Raw genomic sequence first — 21,097 nt, 5'->3', positions numbered from 1 at the left:
GATACAGGCCGCCTCAACCGTAAAGCTGCCTTTGACATACCACTTTTCTCCCTTCACAAAAACATCACTCCCATCCCGGCCGGCACAAGGAACGGCAAAAACGGAAGACGCATATGCCTTACATCCCTGCCGTTTCCCATGCCCCTCATGAAAAGTACGGCACAGGCCAAAAAGCAGAGTATCAGGCCGCCGCACAGCAACAGCAGATTCCTGGCAAAGTCCAGATAGATGCCCGACACCACAAAAAACCATCCATCCCCTCTGCCCACCGCTTCCCCGGTAGCAGCGGACAATGCCAGTAGGGCGCCTCCAACCATCACTGCCATGCCCGTATCCTTAAAGTGCTTCCCTGCCTGTATCCATGCCTCCTCCATTCCATATCCGGCAATATATGACCTCAGTTCCAGCACCATATGAATTCCTTTCAGCGCCGCCCCCGCAGTGCCGAATGCCAGGAACAGGCATATATGTATCCTCCTGTCCTTTAAATCCTGATAACCGGCAGCTGCCAGGAATATCAGGAATCCCCCTTTGAGCAAAACTTCATTTACATTCATCCAGACGCTAATATTATCCATATCATTTACCTCCACAATAAGAACATTCTCCCAGATACTCCACTTGTGATAAAGCCACTGCCTGTACATATGCAATAATGGAGGGACAGGTCTTTACCGTGTGGTAACTGCCCCCGTACGGCATAATATACACGGTCCCAGTCCCGTTTCCATTTCCTGTTCCGCAGGTTTTGCACGGCACATACTTTCCTCCGGACTGGTTGCGCATGGATTCCACTTCACCGGCAGACACTGCTTTTAAGTCATTGTACAGATAATGGCAGGTTCTCTGCCTGTGATAGCGTGTGGGGTTCTTTCCTATATAAACAAGTTCTTCTTTTGTACTGTCTGATGTTTCCCCCTGCCCAAACCTCCCTCCGTCCGCCCCATTCCACATCCTCCGGCTGCAGACATGCTGTACCGGCACACTGCTAAGCCCCAATATGGAAAATGGAAGCTTCATCCTATACTTCATGACAATCAATACCATATCATCCGTGCCAATGTCCGTACCGTCAAAAGAAACAGATTCAATCCAGCGGTTATCCACCTGTCCCAATATCCGCGCCACTGCATATCCGGCAGCCAGAAGTGAACCTGCCTCCCCGCCGTCTGCCCGTTTTATGTCCACGGACGCCTTGGTTTCTGAACGCAGGCAGTATTCCACATAAGCGTACTGGCTCAGCTCTTCCCCCACAGACTCCACCACGGCCTGAATCTGTCTCTGCCTGTCCATCATCTTCATGGGCATCATCAGGCATACACACAGGAAGAGAAACAAGGACAGGCACATGGCCGCCTCAACAGACAGGCTTGCGTTTTCAGAACAGGAGGTGCATGGCAATGCCCTTTTATCATGGTATGCCGATATGACAGATGGATAAAAGCAGCTACTTTGTACCTGGAGAGGTGCGTCATTTATATTTGATTTCTTTTTCATTTTATGTATCCGCATATCCTTTTTCACATGAAAAAGGGCATGGCCATGAACCTCCTTTCCTGCTATTACCGGTTCCCGGAATCATCCATGTAGCTGCCGGATGCCCCAATACGGGTTTCATAATCAAAGTCACTGTCTCCCATCTGTTTTTTCCACAATCCCGTTGAAAAAAATACATGTTTTCCACTAACGGTTGATTCCGTATCCACCCGGCAGGCACAGTGTCCCATGGAAAATCCGCTCTGTCCCCTTGCAATATTAATCTCCATGATGTCCATCATCCGGTATATCATGCCAATCCCATATCCTCCGAATATAAGGATGCGGAGATAACCTTTATAATTCAGCCCGTTTCCTCCGCTGCCCGTGGTTTCTCCACCTGGCAGGCGTCCATTCCTCCCTATGTCAAGGAGTTGGTCCAGGCTTATCTTCCATTGACTCCGGTTCTTAAGGAAGGGTATCCTTCCTCCGTCCAAAAGCGACCTCACATCTTCCAGCGCCTCACCCAACGCCCATACCGTCATGATCAGGAATGCAGTGACGGACACCAATGGAAGGATTCCCGTGCCTCCCACAATGGCAAGGGCCAGCCCCCGTGCTTCCTCCCGTTTTCCGGAATCGGACAGAATATGTATCAGGTTCAGCCCCTGCCTTAACGCAACCAGACGTGATACAGCGCCTGACAGATTATCCCTGTCCTGATTTTTCCCGTGAATAAGGTATTCCAGTTCATAGAATTCCCCTTCCCCCATTTCTTTTTGGAATCCTTTAAAAAACCGTATATCGTATTCCCCTACCAGAACACGTGACACAAGGTTCCCGGTCCCCAAAAGGCCGCTTCCCTGGGTTCCGGTACCATGGTTTTCTTTTCCCTCCATGTCCCCGGCATCAACCAGGGAAGCGGAAGGCACCGAGCCAAGCTTAAGATTCCTGCCCGATACGGTTGTCCCTTCCGGCAGTACAAATTCCAGAAGTCCGCCCGACACCATGCTGCCAATCCGTTCCAAAAAACCTTCTTTCTCCTTATCTTTTACCCCAAACTCAATTCCCAGTGAAAGCATGCCATAACCAGACCACCGGCGTTCCACCGGTTTCCACAATGCAGCTTCATCCAGTTCATCATCCTCGTCATCCGGCTCCCAATTATCGATATACTCCATCACATCCTCCGCGTCCCTGATGACATCCTGTATCCACGCAATCCTGTCCGGCGCATATTCCCTGAGTCTTATAACCTCCTGCCTTCTCTGCCCATCCTTATCCACATAAGCTTCATACTGGGCAATCTCATCTTCCAGGGCAGCCTGTACCTCCGGACTTAAGTTTGCCTGCTCCTTCCCATATTTTTCCCTGCTTTCATCCAGGCGCTCCCTCAGCTGGTCCGCCCTATTTTCATATATCCCCACCAGTGAGGGAAGTCGTTCCAACTCTTTTATGACCTTTTTGGCACGGGTGATAAACCCCTGCCCGTCCAGGCCTTCCAGACACTGCATGGCCTGGGACCAGTACTCCTTCTGGGAATCCAGCCTGCTGTTGATATTCTCCAGCGCCTTTTCTAACCGGACAGCTTCCCTGGAATGGGCTGAGTAAAGGTCTGAGAGCCGGTTTACGCTTCCGCCCTCTTTCCACGCCTCCAGCAGTTCCCCTGCTCCCGCTTCATCCAGCTCATCCCAATCCGTATCAAATAATCCGTACTTCATGTAATCCAGTATCTCCTGTTCCAGATATCTCCCACCCCCCTCTGTTAGTGTTATGATATCTTCTGTCCGGACCTTTGACAGTTTCATGGGATACCAGTTACCGGCTTCCATATAGGGGGTCAGAAAGCCTTCCAGCTCATTTTCAAGGGTATCCTGACTGTCGTATTCTAGCCCCAGGATACGGTACCTGTCCCACAGCTCCCTGTGATATTGCGCCATGAGGGAGTCCACTGCGGAATCAGCGGCCATCCGAAGATAACATCTGGCCCCTGCCGTCCGAACCGACTCCGCAAGTCCGCACAGCAGGGCGCAGACACTCACCAGTATCATGGCCAGGAATATGGTTATCTCCCCTTTCCTGTCCATCAGTACACCTCTTTCGACTGGCTGTTAATCTCCTTGAAAATATTTTCCAGCAAGGTGGTTATCTGCTTTTTGAAAATAATCACCAGACCGATCAGGACCACCAGGACTAACACCAATTCAATGACTCCCACGCCGTGGTCATCCTCCATAAACGCCTTCCATTCATTTCTTAACTCCATATACTCACCTCTTTCCTATCCAAATTCCATCAGCGCCGGAACTGCAATCATCACCATGACAATGGACAGCATCATGAACAGTGGAAGCAGTAATTTGGTCCCCGCTTCCTCCCCCAGCCTTCTGGCCTGGTGCTTGCGCTGTTCAAATGCCTCCGCCATCTCAACCTTCAGCGTGTCCCTCAGGTTCTTTGAGCCGTTCTTGCGGTTCTGTTCCAAAAGGCTGCCAAGCTTCATATATTGCTGCAGCCCGATGCGCCTTCCAAATTCCATGAACGCCTTTCCTTCCGGCACTCCTCCCCTCATCTGGCAGCTAGTCTCATACATCTCCTGATATGCATACCTGGGCTTTTGCCTTCCGTCGTCCATCAGTTTCTGGTAATCAAATGCAATCTTATCCCATGCAGTCCTGATGCTCATACCTGCGCCAAGAAAAATGATGAGCCGCGAGAGAACTTCAGAATAGTCCAGTAATAACTGGTGTTTCCTCTTGTTCTCACCCTTCTTAATATCATTCTGGTCTTTTAAGGCGAGTAATACAGCACATACCGCCCCCAGTCCTGCCAGCAGCAGGAAAACCGGCTCATTCTTTATGTGATAGCGCAGCTCCCTTCCCTGAAATGAGCCGGGAAGCTTCAAAACCTCAGTGGAACTCTGCTGTTCATCCTCCAATGACAGCATTTTGAGGAAACGGTCCTGCCGTATTTCCTCTTCTGTCAGCAAAGGCGGCTTTACCACAACCCCTATGATAAACTCCTCAGGCCATGTGCCGTCGGTCATGCGTACGCTCAGACATACCTCACGGCCGGCTTCTTCTACTTCCGTATTATTTACCTGTCCATATGAATCCACAAGTCCGGGTTGGTCCGACTCCCACCTGAGACGTATCCCGTATTGGTTCAGGGATGTCACAAGGTTAAGGCTGGACCTTACCTCGTCTAATGACTCATTTTCCCCAAGAATATACCGTGGAAGGTTTTCCATGACCGACTCATATGTCTTATGGGCTTCTTCCTTTGTATAAATGCGCTCTGACAGCCGGATATCCAGGGATACCGGATCCGCTTCCAGGCCTTCTACATTCATCTGGTATAAAGCCTCCCCCTGCCCATATCCATTTCTCTTAAGCTCATATCCCTGCCCAAGGTCCTGTCCGGCTCCAGCCTGAATCTGGGCCGCGGCTCCCAGAATCAGGCCTATGGCCATACAGCCGATCTGCTTTTTCCATTTCAGTTTCTTCCACTGTCCGCTCCGCCATCCCTGCTTATATCCCACTTCTTGTCACACCTCAATCTCAAGTATCCTTTTAGACAGCAGCCAGGCGCCAAGATACACTGCCAGGCATATGGTCATGACAGCCCTGCCCATCATGGTTTCATACATCACCCGGAAAAACCCCGGGGATGTCAGGTCAATGTACAATACAATCAGAAATGGAATGCCATTCATGATTTTCTGCTCAAACTCCCGGGAAGCTGTCATGGTATGGATTTCCTCCTGTACCTGCACCTTATCCCGTATGATTCCGGCTGTATAATTGATTATCCCCACCAGTTCGCCCCCGCTTCTTCTGGCTGCTGCAAATACCTGGGCGAAATGTTCCACATCCTCAAGACCGCTTCTGGCCCCAAGTTCCATCAAGAGAAGCTCTACCGGCCGGTTCATCCTGACGCCGCTGGCCAGTATGGCAAATTCTTCTGTAATCATCCCCTGTTTTCCATAGATGCCTTCCAATTCCCCTGTGCACATGGCAAGTCCGTTCTCCAGGGAATATCCTGCCCCAAGATACGAGGCCAGCACAAGGATTCCTTCCTTGAACTGCAGTCCCAGCTGCCGGGTCCGCTCCTGCTTTAAGTCCCTTTTCTTATACAGGGGGAAAAGCAGCCCGGCAGGCATCATGATCAGGAACGCCATGAAACTCCTGTAAAACGTATAAGCCACAACGGCGCATGCACTAATACCCATACATCCATATACAACCCACTCCTTGGCTGAAAGCCGGTAAATACGGTAATCCCTTGTCTCAGGCGGCCTGGAACCGGCTTTTGGGATTGTCCCCAAAGTCCTCACCCTCCCTGAACGTCTGGTTATGTTTAATTTCCCGCCTTTCTTAGTCTCCCTGCCTGGTCCGTCCTCCCCCGCTGTTTTTACATCCTTATCTTGTCCTATTCCCCTGCCTGTTTTTACTTCCCTCTCCCGTTTTCCCCTGCCGGACATACGTCCTCTATTCCCGCCTCTGGCAATATCCTGCAGCTCCAAGCTTTTCCCTGTTTTTAAGCAGCCCCTTTGCTTCAAGCCGTCCTGTTTTCCTGTCATATTCATATAAGGATTCCATTTCCACTTCTCCATCCGTACATCCCCCAATCTCTGCAATGCTAAGTACTTTCCTGCTCCCGTCCCTGAGCCGCCCCAAATGCACCATGATATCAAGGGCGGATGCAATCTGGCTTCTGATTGCGGGCAGCGGGAGCTCTGCGGCCATCAGCACCATGGTTTCCAGACGGCTGAGCATGTCGCGGGCGCTGTTCCCATGCCCCGTGGAAAGAGAACCGTCATGACCTGTATTCATGGCCTGCAGCATATCCAAGGTCTCCCTTCCCCTGACTTCCCCCACGATAATCCGGGTTGGATTCATCCGAAGGGACGCCCGTATCAGCTGGCTCATGGTTATCTCGCCTTCCCCTTCCGTATTGGCGTTTCTTGTCTCCAGGCGCACCAGGTTGGGCACCTGGGTAATCTGCAGTTCTGCGGAATCCTCAATGGTGATGACGCGTTCCTGGGGCGGTATAAAGGAAGACAATGCATTCAGGAATGTGGTCTTGCCTGAATTGGTGCCCCCGCTGATAAAAATATTGTACCCTGCCCCCACCAGCTCCTTAAGGAACCCGGCTGCCTCCTCGGTTACGGCCCCGAACCGGATTAGCTTCTCCATGGTTATGGGCTCAGGAAATTTACGGATTGTCACCACCGGCCCGTTCAGGGACACCGGGGGCAGTACGATATGTACCCTGGAACCATCCTCCAGCCTTGCATCTACAATGGGGGAAGATACGTTAACCACCCGGTTAACCCGGCCTACAATCTGCTGGATGATGTCTTCCAGCTGCTCCGGTTTTTCAAACCGCCTTTCCCAGGCCTGGGTCTTCCCATTGCGCTCGATGAATATTTTCCCGGCCCCGTTGACCATGATTTCCGACACGGTCTTATCATCCACCAGTTCCTGCAGGATATCCAGCCTTCTAAAGCTGTCATACAAGCTCCCTCTCAGCCATATCCGCTCTTTTAGGGGAAGATAAATCCCCTGTCCCATATCACGGATGGCAGTATCAATCCGTTCCAGCAGCTGTTCATCATCCATGTCACGGCTTTCCGTAAGTTCCTCCATAATCCGGCGGCGGAGCCTGGAACGGATTCCTTCCCGGTCCCCTCCATTTTCCTGATGAAGCCTCCCCCCTCTTTCCAGCAGCATTCTGTCCTCATGTTCCTTAATCATCAGCACACCCCGCATATGTTATAAATGCTCCGGCCCCCTGCCCTTTAACAGCTGCCTCACATAATCCCCCATTTCCCCATACAAAAGCTGCTCCAGGTACCCCTCCCGCCTTCCAATCCTGGCAGGGGACGGCAGCCGCAGCCTTTGTATCCTGTCCCGCACCGAACCATCATCCGCCTCCTCCAGATATTCATCAAATTCCTCCAGTTTGGCCGCAGACACCATGTCCTCCCTTATCGGCATATAAACCACATCGCAGACCGACAGTACCGGAAGGGCGCCCCGGCCCATCTGTCCCACATCCACAACCACTTTGCCATAACCGCTTTCCCTGGAAATCCGGTCAATGAGCATGGCCATCTCATCCGGGGATACCTGGCTCAGGTCCTCCGCATACCTGACAGGCGGTATATAGTCCATGTTACCCCAGTTGTATACCATGGATTTTAGCCGCATCCAGTTATAAGCGCCCTGTTTATACAGGTACAGGACATCCGACAGGCCCATCTCATAATCACCGCTCACCAGTCTTGAGAATCCGGAATACTCTTCCAGATTCATATACAGCACGGATTCATCCCGTGCCAGCTGCTGGCCCAGCGTTAATGCCAGGGAGGACTTAAAGCACCGGTTCACAGGTGAATATATTCCCATGACCACTGCCCTGGTCCCCAGCAGGGCCAGTCCCGGCTCCACCGGCTGGCTGCAGTATCGGGCCATCACCTCACGCATGACACAGTCTCCCGACTGATACTTATAGATGGCCGGCAGTTCCTCCTTCTGCTCCACCAGCTCTCCCTGGCAGAGCACCATCACCTGCTTTGCCTTTACCTCCCGGACCTGCTCCCTGGCCTCCTCATCCACCAGAAGTATCTCAACCGCGTGTTCTTTGCTGTACTGCAAAAGCTTCTCCAGATTGGAAAATGCCATGGCGGTAAAAGGTATCTTCTCCTTTTGATTGACATAATCGGCAAACCGTTCCCCATACGAAGAATCGATTCCATATACCGCTAAAATCCTCATCATGAAACCATCTGTCACCTCCTCTTATATTTCCACATCCAGTTATCCTTTCCGTAAGACTTGTATTCCTGCTTCCAGCGTTCCTCTCCATTGGGCCTGTATTCCTGCTTCCTGCGTTCCTCTCCATTGGGCCTGTATTCCTGCTTCCTGCGTTCCTCTCCATTGGACTTGTATTCCTGCTACCCTCTCCACAAGACTGCGAACAGCGTTCCCGCATACAGACAGGCCCCAAAAGGAATGACACATCCATAACCATCCCGGTCAGGACAATAATACTTTTCTGCTTTCCTGGTTTGAACCATGCGCCTGATATAGGCTGATAAATATGAAAATCTCTGACAGATCCTGCCCTGATGCAGTATCTTTGCGAGAGCCAGAACAGCTCCCAGTATCAATCCGGCCATGACAGCCGTCAAACCGTCCCTGATTCCAAGGGATGCGGCAATAAGCCCTGCCATCTTAATATCCCCTGCCCCGGCCATCCCCAGTACAAAAAGCGGGAATCCCAGCACCCACACCAGGGCCATCCTGGCTGCAAACCCAACCGCGGCTGCCAGGATACATATGAATCCTGCTCCCATACCAGGCCCGGCCTCCATACAGGCCCCGGTCCCCATACCAGCCAAACCTGCCGGTCCGGCCCCAAGTCCCGTCCCATACACCTGTTCCAAACAAATACATAAAAGTTCCATGACAGCCCCGTACCCCACATAATAATTGGGAATCCGGTGTGTCCTCACATCTGAAGCAGCGCAGAAAGCCAGCGCGGTAAGTAATATAAAATCAGACAATAAAAGATTTCTTCCTCCTTTCCCTTGGTTTTATCCTGTTCCCCCTGTTCCCAACCTGCCAGTTACGTTCTTTCACTTGGAGATTCCTGCCCGATCCAGGCAATTAACAATATCTTGCTTCTTAGAATTATAAAAAAGAATATCTTGAATGTTGTTTCATTATGAAGGATTTGGACCTAAATGTCAAGGGTGAATTTTATATATTTCCCCTCTTATTTCCTTGACCTCTTCTTATATAAATGGTAAAATGATATTGGTTCAAATTTTTAAACCAAAGGAGGAATGGCAGATGACAACTGCCCAGGAACTTAAGGAACGTTTTCATCAATGTATGCCTTTATTCATCGCCCTGGGCGATGAGATGCGTCTGTCCATCATTGAAGTACTGACAGCCGAAGCCATGGACTGCAAGCAGCAGGCCGGCCCCATCATATTTGAAGACCATGCCCTGAATGTCAATGAAATCACAAAACGCACCAGCCTTTCCCGGCCCGCCATCTCACATCATCTGAAGATTTTGAAGGAAGCCGGCATTGTGGACATCCGCCAGGAAGGCACTGCCAACTATTATTACCTGACCCTGAGGGAATCCAACCGCAGGCTGATGGAACTTGGGTACCGGCTGGAAGAATTTATATATTAAATTCCAGTATATGCATAAGACCGCATTTTCCAGATATACTAATCCTATCAATATCTGGGAGATGAAAAGCATGTTTGATTTTTTTAAAGCGGTCAGGGAGACAGCTGCTTCAAGGACAGGCGCTGCCGCTGCAAGAAGGATCCGTCCTGAACTAATCCATCTGAAATTTGAAATCGACCGCACCAAGTGCGCCATCGATGCTGCCAGAAATCATTTTGAGCAGGCGGTTGACCCTACCCTCATTGACTGCTATATCTATGAACTGAATGCCGCACAGCTGCGCTACCAGTTCCTGCTTCGGAAATTCAAAAGCCAGGAGGACTAATCCTCCTGGCATCATCACATATAAAGCATCATAAAATAAAACCAAAAGATTGCGAGGACAACAACATGAGCACCTGGTATGAGCGGGGAGTTTTCTATCACATGTATCCCCTGGGGATGACGGGAGCCCCCAGACACAATGACGCCACAGAAGTAACCAACCGTTTTGCAGAATTACTGCAGTGGATTTTGCACATCCGCACCCTTGGATGCAACGCCATATACATAGGGCCTCTCTTTGAATCCACCAGCCACGGATATGACACCAGGGATTACAAGCTGGTGGACAGACGGCTGGGGGATAATGAGTCCTTTAAGGATTTTGTGAAACAATGCCATGACAGCGGAATCCGCGTGGTGGTGGACGGTGTATTCAACCATACGGGACGGGAGTTTTTTGCATTTAAGGATATCCAGGAAAAAAAGTGGGATTCCCCTTACAAAGACTGGTATAAAGGGGTTAATTTCGACTGGCAGGGCCCATGCGGGGACCCATTTGGATACGATGCATGGCAGGGACATTTTGAACTTCCCTGTCTCAACCTTTTTAATCCGGCGGTCCGGTCCTATCTGTTTGATGTAATCCGGTTCTGGGTGGATGAATTTGATATTGACGGTATCCGGCTGGACTGCGCCAATGTGCTGGACTTTAATTTCATGAAAGAGATGCGGCAGGAAACCGCACGGATGAAGGAAGATTTCTGGCTTATGGGCGAGGTAATCCACGGCGACTACAGCCGTTGGGTCAATCCGCAAATGCTTCACTCCGTAACCAACTACGAACTGCACAAGAGCCTGTACTCGGGCTTTAACGACCATAATTTCTTTGAGATTGCCCACAATGTGAGGCGGCTGGAAGCAATCGGAAGGCAGCTTTATACCTTTGTTGACAATCACGACGAGGACAGGATTGCCAGCAAGCTGAAGCTGAAAGAACACCTGATTCCCATCTACCTCTGTCTTTTTACCCTGCCTGGTATCCCATCCATCTATTATGGCGGGGAATGGGGCGTGGAGGGAAAGAGGACCAGCACCAGCGATGAGGCGCTGCGTCCTGCCATCCCAATCAGCCAGTCAGATGAACGGAATTGTGAACTTACCCAGTTCATCTGCGCGGTTGGCCGCATCCATGACGAAAACGAAGAGTTCCATGGGGGCCGCTACCAGGAACTGCTGCTGACCAACCGCCAGTATGCCTTTGCCCGGCATGGTGCGGACTCGGTCATCATCACCGCGGTGAACAATGACGGGAATGATGTGGAGATTGATGTACCTGTACCAATCCCGGCCAAGGAAGCAGTGGACCTGCTGGAGGATGGCCCCGGCAGATCCATCCTTCCCGTGGCCAATGGAAAGATCCATATAAAATTAAGGGGCAACCGGGGCGCTGTCCTAAAAGTAAAGGGGGATAACTCATATGGCAGTAAATAAACGCAATTCCGGTACAAAAGCCAGGGCCAATACAGGTACTTCGGCTAACGCAGGGACCAAGGCCAACGCAGGGGCCACGCCTAAAAAGAAAACATCCCGGATTACAGGATACATCTCCGACCTGGACTGCTACCTGTTCGGAGCCGGAACCCACTATGATATCTATCAGAAGCTGGGCGCCCATCCCAAGACATACAAGGGAAAGGACGGCATCTATTTTGCAGTTTGGGCTCCCCATGCCCGGGAAGTACATCTGGTGGGCGATTTTAACGGCTGGAACCCTGAGGCCAACCCCATGGTTAAGATACCGGATTCCGGCATATGGGAGTATTTCAATGCAGGAATGAGGGTGGGGGAGCTTTATAAATTCGCCATCACCACCGAATCCGGCAAGATACTCTACAAAGCCGACCCATTTGCATTCAGCGCCGAATACCGGCCGGGTACTGCCTCTGTGACCGCGGATATTCAAGGTTTTAACTGGTCGGACGCCGACTGGATTACCAAACGTACCACCCAGGATGTACAGAAGCTTCCCATGAGCATTTATGAGGTCCACCTTGGTTCGTGGCGTAAGAAAAACAGGGAAGGAAAAGACGGATTCTATACATACTCAGAAGCTGCCCATGAGCTGGCTGCCTATGTGAAGGAAATGGGTTATACCCATGTTGAATTGATGGGCATTGCAGAACATCCATTTGACGGGTCCTGGGGTTATCAGGTAACCGGCTACTTTGCCCCCACATCCAGGTACGGTTCACCAAAGGACTTTATGTATTTTGTGAATTATCTGCACCGCGCCGGGATTGGCGTTATCCTGGACTGGGTTCCGGCGCATTTCCCCAAGGATGCCCACGGTCTGGCTGATTTTGACGGGCAGCCCCTGTTCGAATACGCCGACCCCCGCAAGGGTGAGCACCCGGACTGGGGAACCAAGGTGTTTGACTATGGCAAAAATGAAGTAAAGGATTTCCTGATCAGCAACGCCCTCTACTGGGTGGAGCAGTACCATGTGGACGGACTGCGGGTGGATGCAGTTGCATCCATGCTCTATCTGGATTACGGACGCCAGGAAGGCCAGTGGGTTCCCAATAAGGACGGAGGCAACCAGAACCTGGAAGCCATTGAGTTCTTCAAGCACCTGAACACCGTGGTGCAGGGGCGCAACCATGGCGCACTGGTCATTGCCGAGGAATCCACTGCCTGGCCCAAGGTCACATCCCATCCGGAACAGGACGGCCTTGGCTTCACCTTTAAGTGGAACATGGGATGGATGCATGATTTCCTGGAATACATGAAGCTGGACCCCTATTTCCGCAAATACAACCATAACCGCATGACCTTCGGCCTTACTTATTTTACCAGTGAGAATTATATCCTGGTCCTGTCCCACGATGAGGTGGTGCATTTAAAATGCTCCATGATTAACAAGATGCCTGGCCTTGGAGAGGACAAGTTCGCTAACCTGAAAGCCGGATATACCTTCATGATGGGGCATCCGGGCAAGAAACTGCTGTTCATGGGCCAGGATTTCGGACAGCTGCATGAATGGGATGAAAAGGTTTCACTGGATTGGTATCTGGCAGAACAGGATGAACACAAGGACCTGCAGGAATATGTTAAGGACCTGCTGCATTTATACAAAAAATATCCGGCCCTTTACCGCCAGGACAATGACTGGAACGGATTTAAGTGGATCAATGCCAATGACGCGGACAGGAGTATCTTCAGTTTCCTGCGCCGGGACGAGACAGGCAAAAAGAACCTGCTGTTCGTCATCAATTTCACCCCGGTGGAGCGCCCGGATTACAGGGTAGGGGTTCCTAAACGCGGCAAATACACCCTGCTTTTAGACAGCACCCATGGGGCATATAAGTCCGGGGAAGCGCCTGGCTTTTCATCTGCCAAAGGCGAGTGTGACGGACAGCCCTATTCATTTTCCTATCCTCTTCCTGCTTACGGTACTGCCATTTTCCGTTTTTAGGAACTTAAAAGAAAAAAATGTTATATGTAAGGCAAAAGTACGTTAAAAATTTATCAAATTGGGTATGTACTTTTTGTCCTGGTTGTAGTAGAATAAAGGCAGTGCGATGGATACTTCGTCGCAGCACCGTTTATAATGTGTGGAAGGAGAGTATAATTATGGCAAAAGAACTAATTTCCAGTAGTGCAACCAAATCCGTCTACCGCGACGGAAATACTGCCATCAAGGAATTCTGTGAAGGTTTTCCAAAGGCCGAAGTCCTCAATGAAGCACTGTGCAACGCACGTGTTGAGGACATCGAAGCACTGAATGTCCCGAAGGTCCTGGGGGTATCAGTTGTGGACGGAAAATGGTCCATAATCAGGGAACTTGTGGAAGGCAAGACCCTGCAGCAGCTGATGGATGAGAATCCTGACAAACTTGAGGAGTACATGGAGCAGATGGTAGACCTGCATATTTTAATCCATGCACAGGCATGCCCGCTCCTTAACAAGTTAAAGGAAAAAACCATGCGTGCTTTAAAATCAGAGGTTCAGCTGGACGACAACCTGCGTTATGAACTGATGACCAGGCTGGACGGAATGCCAAAGCACACCAAGCTGTGCCACGGCGATTTTGATCCAAGCAATATCATTGTAGGTAATGACGGCAAGTGGTATGTGGTTGACTGGGTACATGCTTCCCAGGGAAACGCAAGCGCCGATGTTGCCAGAACCTACCTTCTTCTCTCCTTAAAGGACAAAAAGAAAGCTGAGATGTACATGGATCTGTTCTGTGAGAAAACAGGCACCGAAAAGCGCTATGTACAGGGATGGCTGCCCATCGTGGCCGCTGCCCAGCTGTACTATAAACGTCCGGAGGAAAAGGAACTGTTGGAGAGTTGGATTAACGTATTTGACTACCAATAAAATCTGCTTACACATTATTTAAGGTTCAAAAAGGCCCTTGGGAAGCAAATCCCAGGGGCTTTTTTGAATGGCATAATAACCAATTGTAATTGTATATTTTTTACATTTTTGTGTCAACTGTCAGTTTTTTCGTGAAAATTTTATCAGTCTTTCAGGCCTGCATCCAATGATTTTACATCTTCTTCCGCTTCCGCCGGAAATCCGGCCTCATCTTCCTTTGCGGCAGTGACCTGGGTTCCAGCCGACTCAGTTCCTGACGCGCCGGTTCCAGCATCCTCAGCCCCGGCTTCAGCAGTACCACCAGTTCCAGCCGCATCCGCCTCAGCCTCCAATCCCACAGTCCCCCGCTCCGTCTTATGCTCCGCCCGCATAATCGGGAACGACACCATGGCCTTAAACAGATCCCCGTCAATCATCAGTTCAAACGTACCGTTCTGCAGCTCAGTCAGGCTTTTTGCAATGGACAGTCCCAGGCCGCTTCCCTCAGTGGTCCTGGCCACATCTCCCCGGACAAAACGCTCAGTCAGCTCATCCGGCTTAATATTTAACGGATTCTCAGACACATTCTTAATGGTGAAGATGGCCTGGCCGTCCTCCTCCATCACATCCACATACACCCGGCTGTGCTCCATGGCATACTTAAACGCATTGGTATACAGATTCTCCAGGACCCTCCACAGCCGCCGTCCGTCGGCCCGTATCATCAGCACTTCGTCAGGCACGCTGCACACAAGATCCAGGCGGCGCATGGTGAACCGTTCCTCAAACTCACCATTGGTCTGCTGTACCAGTTCCACCAGGTCAATATCCGACATATCCAGCTTCATGTTGCCGGAACTGGCCTTGGAGGCCTCCACCAGATCCTCTGTCAGTGTCTTCAGACGCTGGGATTTCTGATCCAGCACCTCCAGATAGGCTGCAATCTTGGGATCCTGTATCTTTTCACGCTTCAGCAGATCCACATAATTAATGATGGATGTGAGAGGCGTCTTGATATCATGGGACACATTGGTTATCAGATCCGCCTTCAGGCGTTCGCTTTTAACCTGCTGCACAAGGGCCGTATCCAGTCCGCTGCTGATATTATTGATATGCTCTCCCATATCCTTTTCCTTGCCGCTGAGACGGACCGTCTCTATCTTATAATGCGTATTGCCCCCGGCAATGCTGCTGATTGCAGTATCCAGCACATCCCTCTGCATTGCCTTCTTAAACATCTGATGGAAAATATACCCGTCCAGCCCGATAAAGAAGGCAACCAGGGCATAAAACAATATCCTGTAACTCAGTGAATCCGCCCTGTATGCAAACAGGAAAATGATTCCCCAAAGCATGGCTGCATTGGCTGATACAAATAACGTATAGCAGAATACGGAGCCAGCGGCAAAGGATATATGGCCCACATACTGCTTTGCAGCATCAATGGCCTTCTTGACAAGGCTGCCGCTCCACAGGGTCCTGGCCTTATAACGTCTCAGCATACTGAACACACAGAGGATTGAGCTTCCGTAAAGGATGACTGCCTTGATTACCTTGTTCCAGTAAGGCCACTGGCCTTCAGCCACAAACAGGCTGAACAGACGGATCCCCACATATCTCCCGACAGACAGGAACAGGGCCGTGGCAGCAGCCCACAAAACCAGGCTCAGCTCAGTATACACCTCGTCAATGGGGAACAGGCGTATATCCTCGCTGCTTTCCGTCATATGCCCTGAACCCAGCATAAGGAATGCCAGGGTTGCAAGACAGCCCATAAGGCCCACAAGCACGCCGCCTATGCCCAGGATGAAATTCCGCCTGGCGCTGCTGTACTCCTGCGCCGCAGTGGAATATGCATCTGTTTCAGGATAAGAGGTGTCCACAGAAACCACCATATAATAATTATCATTGTTGTTGGGATTCCATATTTCCAGAAGCGTGGCCGCATTTTCCGGAACGGACGGTATATTGCTTTCCATCTTGATGCTGTTGCCGGGAATATAGAAATATTTGCCCGAACCTTTCAGATCCTCCAGGCCCATGCCGTCCGCATTGGTAAATACATCTTCCTTTCCCTGGTCATCCCTGTAAACAATACGGAACCGGAGATTGGTTTTATTTTCAATGTAATTATTACGGATTGTATAGTATTCCCCCAGATGGTTCACAATGTCAAAAGCCAGATCCTCCATTGTCATCCGTTCCCCGCTTGCATCTGCGTCCAGGAAATCCGGATTATATTTCTGGAAATCAACCGTGATCTCATCCTCATCCTCGTCCATGGTAAGGGGGGAGCCCTGAACCGAGAAATTCTCATCCAGATAATAACCCCTGCGCTTCAGATAACGGACAATATAATCCAGGGTATACTCTTCCTGATAACCAGGGCCGTTCTGCACACCCACAATCACCTTATTCATATCCAGGACGCCGTCCGTCTCAAACATGCCTTTGTATCCCACATATGTGAATATACGGCCGATATCACTGCTCAGCTGGCTGGTAAACTGGGGTGAATCCTCATATGCTTCCTCAAAAACCCACTTTATGCCCTTGCCATAGTTTGAGTTCAGATACATGGCGCTGATTCCAAACACGGCTATCAGGACAAAAAATATGTGGGCCAGGGTCAGGACCTGTTTCTTACGCCTGAACCGTATTCTTTCTTCTGTCATATGGACACCTACTGTTTCTCAATCTTATATCCCACACCCCACACAACCTTCAGGTACTTGGGCTCCCTTGGGTTAATCTCAATCTTCTCCCGGATATGGCGGATATGGACCGCAACGGTATTATCCGCCCCAATGGCCTCTTCGTTCCATATCTGCTCATAAATCTCATCAATGGAGAACACCTTGCCTGCATTCTTAACCAGCAGCAGCAGGATATTATACTCAATCGGGGTCAGCTTAATGGGGTCCCCATCCACCGTGACCTCCTTATTATCATCATTAATCTGAAGCCCGCCGCACTTGAATACCTGCCCCTCAGCCTGCTGGTTCATATTGCCAAGCTGGGTATAACGGCGCAGCTGGGACTTCACCCGTGCCACCAGCTCCAGGGGATTAAAGGGTTTTGTAATATAATCGTCCGCGCCGATGTTCAGCCCCAGAATCTTATCCGCATCCTCGGACTTGGCAGAAAGGATGATGATGGGGATGCTGCTGTTCTCCCTCACCTTAAGCGTGGTCCGGATACCGTCCAGCCCAGGCATCATCACGTCCACAATCAGAAGGTCCACCTGATTGCCTTCCAGATACTCCAGGGCCTCATATCCATCGTACGCCTTGATTACCTGGAACCCCTCTCCTGTCAGATAAATATCTATGGCCTCTACAATCTGCTTATCATCATCACATACCAGTATTGTCTGCATCCTCGCCCTCCTTGTTATAATGAACACCTGTTTTCTATATTTTATAATGGATATCCCATACTGAGCCCGCATTCCCGGGGCCGGTTCCGACCTTCCGGTCCAAAGCCGCCGGGAAGCGGTTTTCAAACGCACCCTAGAAAATCCTCCATGCACAGATGAAGTTGTTGGCCCACCACTGGCTCAGGCTTCTGTGCACCACGCGCCCGTTACTGGAGGAAGCATCGATAACGGTTCCGCCTCCTGCCGCAATTCCCACATGGCCGCGTACAACCACGATATCACCAGCCTGTATATCATTGAAATTGGTAATCTTCGTATATCTTCCGGCATTTCTCCAGCCTGAGGAGGTAAGGTAACTCTGGTTAACACCTACCTGATTCAGACACCAGTACACAAAGCCGGAACAGTCAAATGCATTGGGTCCCTTGGCTCCCCATACGTACGGGCTTCCAAGCTTGGAGGATGCAACGGATATCAGGGCTGAAGCGCCCTGTCCAACCGGTTTGCTCACTGGCGGCGGGGTATTGCCTGCATTGCCTGAGCCACCGGTGCTGCCGCCGGTACTTCCTCCGGTTCCGCCTCCCTGGGCTCCTCCTCCAGTACCGCCTCCGCCTGTGGAACCGCCTGTATTGGTGGATCCTGCTGCGGGGCGCCTTACATTGTCACTGGTCAATTTGGCCATGGTCTGGACACCTACCAGACCGTCTGAAGTCAGTCCGTTCCTGGACTGGAAGTTCTTGATGGCCCGCTCGGTTGCCTCGCCAAAGTATCCGGTCACATTGCCGGATACAAGATATCCATGCTTGTTTAACAGCTTCTGGACCTTGGTAACAGCATCGCCGCTCTCGCCCAGCATCAGGCCGTTGGCCCTTGCATCCGGGCTGTTAAGGGCAATCCTTGTGGAAGGCCCAAGATAACCGTCCACCACCTGGTCGTTCCTGGCCTGGAACTGCTTTACGGCCACAACCGTATCCTCGCCATAGGCCCCGTCCGGCGTCGTGGTAAGATACCCCAGGTCCTTAAGGCGCTTCTGGCATTCCAGGACCACATCGCTCTTCTCGCCATAGGCCAGGAAGTTCGGTTTAATCTCATCACTGTACAGCAGGTTGATGGTCCTCTGCCCCACCTTGCCGTCCTGGTCCAGTCCGTTGACCTCCTGAAGCTTCAGCACGGCAGCCTCTGTGGAATCCCCGAAATTGCCGGTAACCAGGTCCGCCGAGGCCAGATACCCCAGCTCATATAAGCGCTGCTGGATTCTCTGTATATCATCACCCTGGGTCCCCTTGGACACGGCATAGTACTTGGCATCCTCCGCCATGATTGCATCCCATGTGGCATTGCCCACAATCCCGTCCATGGGAAGTTCATTCTGTCTCTGAAAATGTTTAACAGCCATCTGGGTCATCTCACCGAAATAATCCGTTGGCTCATCGTTATCCATAAAGCCTAAATCCATGAGACGCTGCTGCAGCTTCTTTACAATCTCATGCCTCACACCAATCCTCAGGTACTCCGGAGCAGGTTCCGCATCCGGCAGGTCGACGTCATTAAGCCCAGGCAGGACCTGTCCCTGAAGCCCCAGCTGGGCAATGGTCTCAGGAACCGCCTGTATCTCCGTGACTTCCGACGGGGTGGCGTTCCCGTCCCCTGGCCCTGAGGCTTCCTTGGAACATCCCGTCAATGCCACGGACAGGGCCAGCATACCGGCAGTGCCTGTATATGTAATGTATTTTCTATATCGCTTCCTCAAATTCATGTGAAGTACATTTCCTTCCTTACTTCTTCCTGTGTTAAACGCTAAAATCAAATTCATTCTAACACATTTCTTAAGGAATAGCGATATTATTTTTAAGGTCGTAAGAAAATTGAAAGGGGTGCGCCGCGGACTTTTTAACCATTTTAAAAAGTAACATGTTTTCTTCAGGATTGTAAAGACTATATAAAGAAAATGAAAACAGGACAGAAGGAGGAAACGAAGTTTGAAACAGATTTACCCAAACCGTTTTAAAGACAAAGTCATGATAATCACCGGATCTGCCAGGGGAATCGGCACAGCCACGGCCCTGCGCGCTGCCCAGGAAGGCGCAAAGCTGGTCCTGGCCGACCGCCTGGAAAAAGAAGGCGGGCAGGTATTGGACCAACTAAAAGCCCTTGGAGGGGATGCTATCTTCCTCCACCTGGACCTTTCGGAGGAGGAGGACGCTGCCAAGCTTGTCCAGGCTGCTGTTAATACTTACGGTCATCTGGATATAGCCATCAACAATGCAGGCGTCATGGGAAACCCCAGCCCGCTCCATGAACTGTCCCGGGAACAGATGGACTACACCATGGCCAATAATTTCTATTCCGTCTTTTACTGCTGCAGGCAGGAGCTTTGTGAGTTCATCAGGCAGGGACACGGCGGGGTAATCGTGAACAACGCTTCCATAGCCGGGCTTACCGGACTCCCGGGCAATCCAGCCTATGTGGCATCCAAACACGCGGTAAACGGCCTGACTAAAAACCTGGCCCTGGACTATGCAAAATACGGTATCCGCATCAACTCCGTGAACCCGGCGGCAACCACCACACCCATGGTGGCCGAAGCCTATGAATATGTAAAAGCACGCAGGGACGCCGCTGTCAAAGCCGGTATGGACCCGTCCAAAGCCCAGTCCATGGCAGGCCAGAAGCACACCTCCATGCTGGAACGTGAAGCCACGGCCGAAGAGCAGGCAGCGTCCATCCTGTTCCTGGCTTCCCCGGACGCATCCCATATGACCGGGGCAACCGTACAGACGGACGGAGGATGGACTTCCTTCTAGAGCGTGTTTGAAAATTGCTTTCCATCAGCTGTGCGTCCCACTTTGTGGGAGATTTGGTCCCGATGAGGGAGGCGTAGCGGGCTACGTTGACCGAATTGGGACCAAATATACCGCGAAGTGGGGCGTGCTTTTCCCTAAGGGGTACCTATGGTGGATTCCTTAGGGCAGATGGCGGGAATGAATTTTCAAACACGCTCTAACGTGGAATCAGGAGCCGGAGCCATCCATAAGCCTGCAAAAACCTCTCCCTAAACGTCAGGGAGAGGTTTTATCCGATTGCCTGCCACCTTATTCCAATCCCGGCGATTTATGAATCTTTTCTAAAACCAGGCAGGGGATTATGGACAATGGACCGTTTTGTGTTATACTGGATTCACAGAAATGTTGAATCATTTCATATCCTGTGGATTCCTTCCACAATAAGATTTACTGCCCCAATGGCAGTCTGGCGTGCTCATGCACTGTTTTGGCCGGTTCGGCCGCAGCTTCACAGTTAATTAAGGATTGGATACAAGGAAAATTTCAGGAGGGCTATTGAAGTTACGTTTTTTTTAAATTATACTGTGGAATATAAGAGTCCTGAGGACTATATCAGTGTA

At 50.8% G+C, this 21,097-nt stretch carries 19 protein-coding genes; 7 read left to right on the top strand and 12 right to left on the bottom strand.

The annotated features are described in order from the left end of the window. Positions 1–53 precede the first annotated feature (53 nt). From DWX59_RS24385 to DWX59_RS24345, 9 genes are all read right to left on the bottom strand, one after another. On the bottom strand, positions 54–578 hold the full coding sequence (locus DWX59_RS24385; protein WP_117562437.1) for a hypothetical protein: 525 nt from the start codon (positions 576–578) through the stop codon (positions 54–56). A 1-nt stretch (position 579) separates the two neighbouring features. Further along, complete coding sequence (locus DWX59_RS24380; RefSeq protein ID WP_227116745.1) at positions 580–1,497, bottom strand: hypothetical protein; 918 nt, start codon at positions 1,495–1,497, stop codon at positions 580–582. Positions 1,498–1,562: 65 nt separating this feature from the next. Next, entirely contained in the window at positions 1,563–3,563 is a 2,001-nt protein-coding gene (locus DWX59_RS24375) for a DUF5702 domain-containing protein (RefSeq protein WP_117562435.1), read from the bottom strand. Then, positions 3,563–3,742 (bottom strand): Flp1 family type IVb pilin, encoded by a 180-nt coding sequence (locus DWX59_RS24370; RefSeq protein WP_117562433.1) that lies wholly within the window; start codon positions 3,740–3,742, stop codon positions 3,563–3,565. Before DWX59_RS24370 ends, DWX59_RS24375 begins: the two co-directional genes overlap by 1 nt. A 15-nt stretch (positions 3,743–3,757) precedes the next feature. Beyond that, the gene (locus DWX59_RS24365; protein WP_235845171.1) at positions 3,758–4,945 is read right to left on the bottom strand and encodes a hypothetical protein; all 1,188 of its coding nucleotides are present in this window, start codon (positions 4,943–4,945) and stop codon (positions 3,758–3,760) included. Between the two features lie 75 nt (positions 4,946–5,020). Then, complete coding sequence (locus tag DWX59_RS24360) at positions 5,021–5,704, bottom strand: type II secretion system F family protein (protein WP_117562584.1); 684 nt, start codon at positions 5,702–5,704, stop codon at positions 5,021–5,023. A gap of 259 nt (positions 5,705–5,963) precedes the next feature. Continuing rightward, the gene (locus tag DWX59_RS24355) at positions 5,964–7,124 is read right to left on the bottom strand and encodes a TadA family conjugal transfer-associated ATPase (RefSeq protein WP_289580393.1); all 1,161 of its coding nucleotides are present in this window, start codon (positions 7,122–7,124) and stop codon (positions 5,964–5,966) included. Positions 7,125–7,250: 126 nt separating this feature from the next. Further along, positions 7,251–8,258 carry a P-loop NTPase family protein gene (locus tag DWX59_RS24350; RefSeq protein ID WP_117562429.1) on the bottom strand — a complete coding sequence of 336 codons (1,008 nt, stop codon included), beginning with the start codon at positions 8,256–8,258 and terminating at the stop codon, positions 7,251–7,253. A 176-nt stretch (positions 8,259–8,434) separates the two neighbouring features. Further along, complete coding sequence (locus tag DWX59_RS24345; RefSeq protein ID WP_235845169.1) at positions 8,435–9,046, bottom strand: A24 family peptidase; 612 nt, start codon at positions 9,044–9,046, stop codon at positions 8,435–8,437. Positions 9,047–9,335: 289 nt separating this feature from the next. On the opposite strand from DWX59_RS24345, the gene DWX59_RS24340 reads away from it, so the two are divergent. The 5 genes from DWX59_RS24340 (at position 9,336) to DWX59_RS24320 (ending at position 14,336) form a co-directional block, all read left to right on the top strand. Beyond that, the gene (locus DWX59_RS24340) at positions 9,336–9,689 is read left to right on the top strand and encodes an ArsR/SmtB family transcription factor (RefSeq protein WP_117562427.1); all 354 of its coding nucleotides are present in this window, start codon (positions 9,336–9,338) and stop codon (positions 9,687–9,689) included. A gap of 10 nt (positions 9,690–9,699) precedes the next feature. Continuing rightward, positions 9,700–10,014 carry a YaaL family protein gene (locus DWX59_RS24335; RefSeq protein WP_117562577.1) on the top strand — a complete coding sequence of 105 codons (315 nt, stop codon included), beginning with the start codon at positions 9,700–9,702 and terminating at the stop codon, positions 10,012–10,014. A gap of 65 nt (positions 10,015–10,079) precedes the next feature. Further along, positions 10,080–11,444: an alpha-amylase family glycosyl hydrolase gene (locus DWX59_RS24330; RefSeq protein ID WP_117562426.1), complete on the top strand. Its 1,365-nt coding sequence runs from the start codon at positions 10,080–10,082 to the stop codon at positions 11,442–11,444. Next, positions 11,431–13,428: a 1,4-alpha-glucan branching protein GlgB gene (glgB, locus tag DWX59_RS24325; RefSeq protein WP_235845168.1), complete on the top strand. Its 1,998-nt coding sequence runs from the start codon at positions 11,431–11,433 to the stop codon at positions 13,426–13,428. The genes DWX59_RS24330 and glgB overlap by 14 nt, the downstream gene beginning before the upstream one ends. Before the next feature lie 158 nt (positions 13,429–13,586). Further along, positions 13,587–14,336 carry a phosphotransferase family protein gene (locus DWX59_RS24320; RefSeq protein WP_117562424.1) on the top strand — a complete coding sequence of 250 codons (750 nt, stop codon included), beginning with the start codon at positions 13,587–13,589 and terminating at the stop codon, positions 14,334–14,336. A gap of 143 nt (positions 14,337–14,479) precedes the next feature. Here DWX59_RS24320 and DWX59_RS24315 read toward each other — a convergent pair whose 3' ends face one another. From DWX59_RS24315 to DWX59_RS24305, 3 genes are all read right to left on the bottom strand, one after another. Further along, complete coding sequence (locus DWX59_RS24315) at positions 14,480–16,990, bottom strand: sensor histidine kinase (protein WP_117562422.1); 2,511 nt, start codon at positions 16,988–16,990, stop codon at positions 14,480–14,482. Positions 16,991–16,998: 8 nt separating this feature from the next. Continuing rightward, on the bottom strand, positions 16,999–17,694 hold the full coding sequence (locus DWX59_RS24310; RefSeq protein ID WP_025485033.1) for a response regulator transcription factor: 696 nt from the start codon (positions 17,692–17,694) through the stop codon (positions 16,999–17,001). Positions 17,695–17,827: 133 nt separating this feature from the next. Beyond that, entirely contained in the window at positions 17,828–19,444 is a 1,617-nt protein-coding gene (locus DWX59_RS24305) for a C40 family peptidase (RefSeq protein WP_117562572.1), read from the bottom strand. A gap of 229 nt (positions 19,445–19,673) precedes the next feature. Here DWX59_RS24305 and DWX59_RS24300 point away from each other — a divergent pair, with 229 nt between their 5' ends. Then, a complete protein-coding gene (locus DWX59_RS24300) occupies positions 19,674–20,498 on the top strand; it encodes an SDR family NAD(P)-dependent oxidoreductase (protein ID WP_117562420.1) in 825 nt (274 codons plus the stop codon). Between the two features lie 7 nt (positions 20,499–20,505). After that, positions 20,506–20,661: a DUF6783 domain-containing protein gene (locus tag DWX59_RS30290; protein ID WP_409337944.1), complete on the top strand. Its 156-nt coding sequence runs from the start codon at positions 20,506–20,508 to the stop codon at positions 20,659–20,661. The last annotated feature ends 436 nt before the right edge of the window (positions 20,662–21,097 follow it).

The organism is Enterocloster aldenensis (genome assembly GCF_003434055.1).
GTDB classification, from domain to species: domain Bacteria; phylum Bacillota; class Clostridia; order Lachnospirales; family Lachnospiraceae; genus Enterocloster; species Enterocloster aldenensis.
This window is presented reverse-complemented; position numbering and strand designations above follow the sequence as displayed.

Coding starts and splice junctions, on each gene's coding strand:
- DWX59_RS24385 (WP_117562437.1), bottom strand. CDS start 578: ATGGATAATATTAGCGTCTGGATGAATGTAAATGAAGTTTTGCTCAAA.
- DWX59_RS24380 (WP_227116745.1), bottom strand. CDS start 1,497: ATGAAAAAGAAATCAAATATAAATGACGCACCTCTCCAGGTACAAAGT.
- DWX59_RS24375 (WP_117562435.1), bottom strand. CDS start 3,563: ATGGACAGGAAAGGGGAGATAACCATATTCCTGGCCATGATACTGGTG.
- DWX59_RS24370 (WP_117562433.1), bottom strand. CDS start 3,742: ATGGAGTTAAGAAATGAATGGAAGGCGTTTATGGAGGATGACCACGGC.
- DWX59_RS24365 (WP_235845171.1), bottom strand. CDS start 4,945: ATGGCCATAGGCCTGATTCTGGGAGCCGCGGCCCAGATTCAGGCTGGA.
- DWX59_RS24360 (WP_117562584.1), bottom strand. CDS start 5,704: ATGGGTATTAGTGCATGCGCCGTTGTGGCTTATACGTTTTACAGGAGT.
- DWX59_RS24355 (WP_289580393.1), bottom strand. CDS start 7,124: ATGGAGGAACTTACGGAAAGCCGTGACATGGATGATGAACAGCTGCTG.
- DWX59_RS24350 (WP_117562429.1), bottom strand. CDS start 8,258: ATGATGAGGATTTTAGCGGTATATGGAATCGATTCTTCGTATGGGGAA.
- DWX59_RS24340 (WP_117562427.1), top strand. CDS start 9,336: ATGACAACTGCCCAGGAACTTAAGGAACGTTTTCATCAATGTATGCCT.
- DWX59_RS24335 (WP_117562577.1), top strand. CDS start 9,700: ATGCATAAGACCGCATTTTCCAGATATACTAATCCTATCAATATCTGG.
- DWX59_RS24330 (WP_117562426.1), top strand. CDS start 10,080: ATGAGCACCTGGTATGAGCGGGGAGTTTTCTATCACATGTATCCCCTG.
- glgB (WP_235845168.1), top strand. CDS start 11,431: ATGGCAGTAAATAAACGCAATTCCGGTACAAAAGCCAGGGCCAATACA.
- DWX59_RS24320 (WP_117562424.1), top strand. CDS start 13,587: ATGGCAAAAGAACTAATTTCCAGTAGTGCAACCAAATCCGTCTACCGC.
- DWX59_RS24315 (WP_117562422.1), bottom strand. CDS start 16,990: ATGACAGAAGAAAGAATACGGTTCAGGCGTAAGAAACAGGTCCTGACC.
- DWX59_RS24310 (WP_025485033.1), bottom strand. CDS start 17,694: ATGCAGACAATACTGGTATGTGATGATGATAAGCAGATTGTAGAGGCC.